This is a genomic window from Microlunatus spumicola (assembly GCF_039536445.1).
GTDB classification, from domain to species: Bacteria; Actinomycetota; Actinomycetes; order Propionibacteriales; family Propionibacteriaceae; genus Microlunatus; species Microlunatus spumicola.
The window spans coordinates 1,224,924-1,231,680 of the sequence record NZ_BAAAYR010000001.1 but is presented as its reverse complement, the minus strand read 5'-3'; the positions used below and the strand labels follow the sequence as shown (position 1 = coordinate 1,231,680).

Annotated in this window: 5 protein-coding genes and 1 other RNA gene; 4 read left to right on the top strand and 2 right to left on the bottom strand. The window is 72.6% G+C overall.

The window, feature by feature from the left end; genetic code table 11:
• Positions 1-92 precede the first annotated feature (92 nt).
• Together smpB and ABD665_RS05530 are read left to right on the top strand one after the other, a co-directional pair.
• Entirely contained in the window at positions 93-569 is a 477-nt protein-coding gene (smpB, locus tag ABD665_RS05535) for an SsrA-binding protein SmpB (RefSeq protein ID WP_204911866.1), read from the top strand.
• Positions 566-2,479: a DUF2207 family protein gene (locus tag ABD665_RS05530; protein WP_204911867.1), complete on the top strand. Its 1,914-nt coding sequence runs from the start codon at positions 566-568 to the stop codon at positions 2,477-2,479. The genes smpB and ABD665_RS05530 overlap by 4 nt, the downstream gene beginning before the upstream one ends.
• Positions 2,480-2,496: 17 nt before the next feature.
• On the opposite strand, the gene ABD665_RS05525 is transcribed toward ABD665_RS05530, so the two are convergent.
• Both ABD665_RS05525 and ABD665_RS05520 read right to left on the bottom strand, forming a co-directional pair.
• On the bottom strand, positions 2,497-4,974 hold the full coding sequence (locus ABD665_RS05525; protein WP_204914176.1) for an AAA family ATPase: 2,478 nt from the start codon (positions 4,972-4,974) through the stop codon (positions 2,497-2,499).
• Between the two features lie 41 nt (positions 4,975-5,015).
• Positions 5,016-5,387, bottom strand: a complete 372-nt coding sequence (locus tag ABD665_RS05520; RefSeq protein WP_204911868.1) for an FKBP-type peptidyl-prolyl cis-trans isomerase — start codon at positions 5,385-5,387, stop codon at positions 5,016-5,018.
• Between the two features lie 247 nt (positions 5,388-5,634).
• Here ABD665_RS05520 and ABD665_RS05515 point away from each other — a divergent pair, with 247 nt between their 5' ends.
• Both ABD665_RS05515 and ssrA read left to right on the top strand, forming a co-directional pair.
• Positions 5,635-6,252, top strand: coding sequence for a magnetosome magnetite crystal formation protein family (locus ABD665_RS05515; RefSeq protein WP_204911869.1), 618 nt, complete (start codon positions 5,635-5,637; stop codon positions 6,250-6,252).
• 155 nt (positions 6,253-6,407) lie between these two features.
• Positions 6,408-6,757: a transfer-messenger RNA gene (gene ssrA, locus ABD665_RS05510) on the top strand.

Below are 6,757 nucleotides of genomic sequence, written 5' to 3'. Positions count from 1 at the left end.
GTCTCGGGTTTCCGGGGCCGAGAGCAGCCGCAGGGGAGTGCCGCCCGGGGGTTCGACCCGGGACGACCCCGCGAGCAGGGACAATGGGGGACATGCCGAAGGAGAAGGGTCGCAGTCTCGTCGCCTCGAACCGCAAGGCGAGGCACGACTACACCATCCATGACACGTGGGAGGCGGGCATCGTGCTGAGCGGGACCGAGGTCAAGTCGCTGCGCGCGGGCCACGCCAACCTGACCGACGCCTTCGCGACCGTCGACGACGGCGAGGTGTGGCTGCGCGGGGCGCACATCCCGGAGTACAGCCACGGGACCTGGACCAACCACACCGCCCGCCGCACCCGCAAGCTCCTGCTGAACCGCCGCGAGATCGTCAAGATCGAGCGCGAGATGGGCCCGGGCGGCACGACGCTGATCCCGCTGTCCCTCTACTTCAACGACGGCTACGCCAAGGTCGAGCTGGGGCTCGGCACCGGCAAGCGCGAGTACGACAAGCGCCACACCCTCGCCGAGCGGGAGGGCCGCCGCGAGGCCGAGCGGGCGCTCGCGGCGCGCAACCGGCGGGCACGATGACCACCCGGGCGGGCACCGTGCTCCGGCCGGCCCTCCTCGGCCGGGCCTCGCGGCTCCTGCTCGCCCTGTTCCTCGCCTGCGGCGTGGTCATCACCTCCGCCCTGCTCGGCGTCCGGCCCGCGTACGCGGCGACGGCGGACGTGGTCCGCTCGCTCGACGTGAAGTACACGGTCAACGCCAGCGGCACCCTGAGCGTGCAGGAGACCTGGGTCTGGCAGTTCGGCAGCGACTCCGGCCGCCACGGGATCAAGCGCACCCTGGTCGTCCGCGAGCCGTGGGCCGAGCAGGGCAAGGACACCGACCAGGACGCGGTCTACACGCTCAGCAACCTCAAGGTCACGAGCCCGGACGGGGTCAGCACCGAGGTCAGCCGCAGCGACGACTCGACCCGCAAGGGCCGGGAGGTCGAGACCACCCTCCAGATCGGCAGCGCCAGCCGGACGATCAGCGCGCCGACGGCCACCTACGTCATCTCGTACGACGTCCGGGGCGCCCTGCGGAGCTCCCCGGACGCGAACCCGCCCTACGACGAGCTCTTCTGGGACGTCACCGGAACCGGCAACCCGGCGTTCGAGCGGGTCAGCGTCACGGCCGCCGTGCCGGACGGTCCGTACGAGGGAGCGCTCCGGTGCTTCGCCGGCCCGGTGCAGTCGACGAACACGTGCACGCAGGCCCCGAAGGTCCAGGGTGACGCGGGCGTCTTCCGGACCGACGACCTGCCCGCCGGCGAGAACATGAGCATCGGCGTCAAGATCCAGCCCGGCGCGGTCGCGGTCGCCACGCCCGACCTGCAGCCGCGGGCCGACGCCCGGACGCCGGCGGAGCAGGCCGCGATCGTCGGAGCCGGCGTAGCGGTCGGGGGAGCGGCGATCGCGTCGCCGATCCTCGGCGTGGCCTACTACCGCAAGCGCGGGCGCGACCAGCGCTACGCCGGCCTGCCGCCGGGCACGTTCCCGGCCGGCGGCCAGCAGGTCGAGGCCGTCCCGAACGACCCGGACCTGCCGATCCCCGTCGCCTTCGTCCCGCCGAAGATCCCGGTCGCCGAGGCGGGCCTGCTCGTCGACGGGGTGCTGGACACCAAGGAGACGGCCGCGACGCTGGTCGACCTCGCGGTGCGGGGCGGCGTCCGCATCATCAGCGAGAACAAGAACGACATGCGCGTCGACCTGCTCGACCCGAGCGTGGCGACGGCTCCCCACGAGATGGCCCTGCTGAACGGCATCTTCCACGGCGACCCGCCGGGCACGGTCGTCGACCTGGGCTCGCAGGGCAGTCTGCTGCCGGCGCACCAGGCCCTGGACGCGTCCGTCCGCGAGCAGGTGACCGCGCGGGGGTGGTTCACGAAGGTCCCCGGCGGCCGCTCGACCACGGGCCTCGGGTTCGGGGTGGTGGCGCTCGTCTTCTTCGGCCTGGTCCAGGCCGGGCTGTGGGCCCTGCTCCTCGCCGCGGCACTCCTCCCGGTGCTCATCACCGTCCTGATCGTGCGGGCCAAGATGCGCCGCGGCCAGCGGACCCCCGAGGGCCGGGCCTGGTCCGACCAGGTCGAGGGCTTCAAGACCTACATCGCGACCGCGGAGGCCGACCAGCTCCGCTTCGAGGAGGGCGAGGACATCTTCTCGCGCTACCTCCCCTGGGCGATCGTCTTCGGCCTGGCCGAGCGCTGGTCGAAGGTGTGCGGGGACCTCGTGGCGATGGGTCGGCTGCCCGACACGACCCCGTACTGGTACTACGGCACCATGAACCTGAGCTCGTTCAACACGGGCTTCCTGACCGGCACCCTGCTGTCCTCGGCCACCCCGGTCCCGGTCAGCAGCGGAAGCAGCGGCACCGGCTTCGGTGGCGGCAGCTCGTTCGGCGGCGGTGGGTTCTCCGGCGGCGGTGGCGGCGGAGGCGGCAGCAGCAGCTGGTGACCTGAGCCTGGGCGGCCTCAGCCGAGGCGTCGGCCCAGGTGCAGGGCGGTGGGGCCTGCCCCACGCTGCACGACCTCGGCAGGCGGCCCGGCGTCGACGACGCGACCGCCGGCGTCGCCACCACCCGGTCCCAGGTCGACGAGCCAGTCGGCTGCGAGGGCGACGGCGGCGTCGTGCTCGACCACCACGACCGTGCTGCCCGCGTCGACCAGGTCCTGGAGCAGCCGCAGCAGCCGCTCCACGTCGGCCGGGTGCAGCCCGGTCGTCGGCTCGTCGAGCAGGTAGAGCGTGCCGGCCAGCCGGGTGCGCTGCAGCTCGGTCGCCAGCTTGATCCGCTGCGCCTCCCCGCCCGACAGCTCGGTCGCCGGCTGGCCCAGGCGCAGGTAGCCGAGCCCGACGTCGCGCAGCGCGGTGAGGCCGCGGACGGCGGCGGGGATGTCGTCCAGCGCCACCAGCGCGGCGTCGACGTCGAGGTCCAGGACGTCGGCGATCGTCCGGCCGCGGTGCGTGACCTCGAGGGTCTCCGCGGCGTAGCGAGAGCCGTGGCAGGTGGGGCACACCGAGTACGAACCCGGCAGGAAGAGCATCCGGACGGCCAGGAAGCCCTCGCCCTTGCAGGTCGGGCAGCGTCCCGCCGCCACGTTGAACGAGAACCGGCTGGCGCTCCAGCGTCGGCGCCGCGCCTCGGGGGTCTTGGCGAAGGTCGACCGCACCGCGTCGAACAGGCCGGTGTAGGTGGCCAGGTTGGACCGCGGCGTCCGCCCGATCGGACGCTGGTCGACGAGCACCAGCCGGCGTACGGCGTCGAGCCCGTCCACCCGGCCGACGCGGCTCGTCGGGGTCGAGGGGAGGTCCTCGGAACCGTCCGGCGCGTCCTCGTCGGGTGCCGTCTCGGCCGCCTCCGGGTCGTCCTCGGTCTCCTCCTCGACGGGGTCGGGCAGCCCGAGGTGCGCGCGGACCGCGTCGGCCAGCACCCCGAGCAGCGTGGACTTGCCCGCGCCGGAGACGCCGGTGACGACGGTGAACGTGCCCAGCGGCAGCGCGACGTCGAGGTCGTGGAGGTTGTGGGCCGAGACCCCCTGCAGCTTTAGCCAGCCGGTCGGGGTCCGCGGCTCCGCGCGCACCGCCGGGCGGTGGTCCACCGCGAGGTAGGGCCGGGTCACCGAGGCGGTCACGTCCTGCAGGCCCGCCACCGGTCCGCTGTGCAGCACCCGGCCGCCGCCGGTGCCCGCGCCCGGACCGACGTCGACCAGCCAGTCGGCCGACCGTACGAGGTCGAGGTCGTGCTCGACCAGCAGCACGCTGTTGCCGGCGTCGCGCAGCCCCAGCAGCACGCGCTGCAGCGCCTCGGTGTCGGCCGGGTGGAGACCGGCGGAGGGTTCGTCCAGGACGTACACGACGCCGAACAGCCCGGAGCGCAGCTGGGTCGCGAGCCGCAGCCGCTGCAGCTCCCCGGCCGAGAGCGTCGGGACGGCGCGGTCGAGGGCCAGGTAGCCGAGGCCGAGGTCGACGACGAGCTCGCTGCGACCCAGCAGGTCGCCGAGCAGCGTGGCCGAGGCGCTGTCCGGCTCCTGCTCGGCCGCGGCGGTACGCAGCAGCTCGACGAGACGCTCGACGGGTAGCGCGCCGAGGGCGGCGATGTCGTGCCCGGCGAACGTGACCGCCAGGGCCTCGGGCCGCAGCCGGCGCCCGCCGCAGAGCGGGCAGGGCGTGGCGTCGAGGTAGCCGCGCAGGCGGCGGCGGATCGGCGCGGAGCGGGTGGTCGCGAAGGTTTCGAGCACGTACGCCCGGACGCCGGTCCACTTCCCCTGGTACGGCCGCTGGATCCGCCCGGCCTCGCGCTCGGAGTGCACGGTGACGACGGGTTGCTCGTCGGTGAAGAGGATCCAGTGGCGGTCGGCCTGGTCGAGGTCGCGCCAGGGGCGGTCGACGTCGTAGCCGAGCGTCGCGAGGATGTCACGGAAGTTCTTGCCCAGCCACGCGCCCGGCCAGGCGGCCACCGCACCCTGCCGGATGCTGAGCGAGGGGTCGGGCACGACGGACGACTCGCTGACCGCGAAGACCAGCCCGACGCCGTGGCACTGCGGGCAGGCGCCGGCCGGGGTGTTCGCGGAGAAGGCGTCCGAGTCGAGCCGCTCGGCCCCGGCGGGATAGGTGCCCGTGCGGGAGAACAGCATCCGCAACGAGTTGGACAGCGTCGTGACGGTGCCGACCGACGAGCGCGACGAACCGCCGGTGCGCGTCTGCTGCAGCGCGACCGCGGGCGGCAGCCCGGTCACGGCGTCCACGCGGGGGACGCCCGCCTGCTGGATCAGCCGGCGCGCGTACGGGGCGACCGACTCGAGGTAGCGCCGCTGGGACTCGGCGAAGATCGTGCCGAAGGCCAGGGAGGACTTCCCCGAGCCGGAGATGCCCGTGAAGGCGACGACGGCGTCGCGGGGGAGCGAGACGTCGACGTCACGCAGGTTGTGCTCGCGGGCGCCCCGGACCTCGATCGAACCGTGAGGCCCGGGCGCCCGCGACGGGTCGTCCGGGGTCAGCGCACGCCGACGAGATCGACGACGAAGATCAGCGTCTCGCCCGGGCCGATGACGCCACCGGCGCCGCGGTCGCCGTACGCGAGCTGCGGCGGGATGACCAGCCGGCGACGTCCGCCGACCTTCATCCCCGCCACGCCCTCGTCCCAGCCGCGGATGACGCGGCCGGCGCCGAGCGGGAAGTCGAGCGGGGCGCCGCGGTTGTACGACGCGTCGAACTCCTCGCCGGTGCTGTGGGCGACACCCACGTAGTGGACGCTGACCTGGTCGCCGGGACCGGCCTCCTGGCCGTCGCCGACGGTCAGGTCGGTGATCTCCAGCTCGGTGGGCGGCGGACCTTCGGGGGCATCGACTTCGGGCTTCTCAGGCATGGTCCCAACCTAACGGGCGCCTCCGACACGTCCCGGCGACGCCCCCCGATCCTGACGAACCACGCCCCCTGAGCCTGTCGAAGGGCCTCGCAGAGGTTGGTGTCGTCGAGGTCAGCCAACGCCGACCACTTCGTGGCCCTTCGACAAGCTCAGGGGGCGCTTCTCAGGGGACACACGGGTGGCTCCGGGTCGGATCGGGGTCCCGCCTGATGGTGGCGAGGACCTGTACGGAGCGATCCTTGACGACATGAGCGCGACCCAGCCGAATTCGTACCCGCACCCGACCCTGCAGATGAGCGTGACCCCGGAGCAGCGGGACCGGGCGGTGTCGTGGCTGCAGCAGGCGTACGCCGAGGACCGGATCGGGGAGAGCGAGCTCGACTGGCGCCTCGGCCAGGTCCTGGAGGCGTCGAACCGGCGCGAGCTGAACCAGGCCTTCTACGGCATCGTCGAGGTCCCCGTCGCGGCCCGTGCGATGAACCTGCACCCGGCCTACCAGCCGCTGGTGCGGCCCGAGACCCGTGAGCAGGCCGGTCGGGGTGCCGCGGGGTTTGCCCACTTCTCGTTCTTCCTGCTCTGGCTGGCCGGTCCGCTGATCGTCTTCGCGCTGTCGGCCCCCGGCTCGTACGCGCGGCGCGAGGCGGCGAAAGCCTTCAACTTCCAGCTGCTGTCCTTCCTCGGACTGGTCGCCGCCGGCGTCGGGTCCGCGATCGTCCCCGGGGACACGTTCGGTCCGCTCCTGGGTCTCGTCGCCGTCGCGTGGTTCGTCCTGACGATCGTCGGCGGGGCCAAGGCCCTGCAGGGCGAGGACTGGCGCAACCCGGTCACGCGGGCGCTCAAGCTCCAGGTGCTGAACGAGAAGTAACGGGGTAACACCCTCGTCCGTGGGCCGCGGGCCGACCGGGAATGTTCCCGGCCGGTCCGCGTTACGGATGGCAGGTCCCGCGCTGCGCGAGTAGGGTGGGGCCTCGCTCCAGGTGCTGGCGACAGCACCGGGGGTGGACAACTCAACAGGGGGTGATCGGTTTCGACTTGGGTCGGTAGTCCCAGGAGAAGCGGGCCGAGAATCCAAGGTCAACTCGTTAATGTCCCTTGGAAACCAATAAGTGCCAACTCTAAGCGCACTGACTTCGCTCTCGCTGTCTAAACAGTGATCGAAGGGTCAGACCGAGGACGTCTCCGCCCCGGAACCTGGCCTCATCTAGGAGACTTGCTGGCCGCACCGTGTCTCAGGGTGCGTCCGGGACTTTTCTGAGACTGGGTCTGTCTGCGATGTGCTGGTGCAAGCGCAGGGACCGAGAAAACGTCTAGCCAGCTGCGCCCGGAGAAGACCTGGTTCGCTGTCCAAGGACGCGGGTTCGATTCCCGCC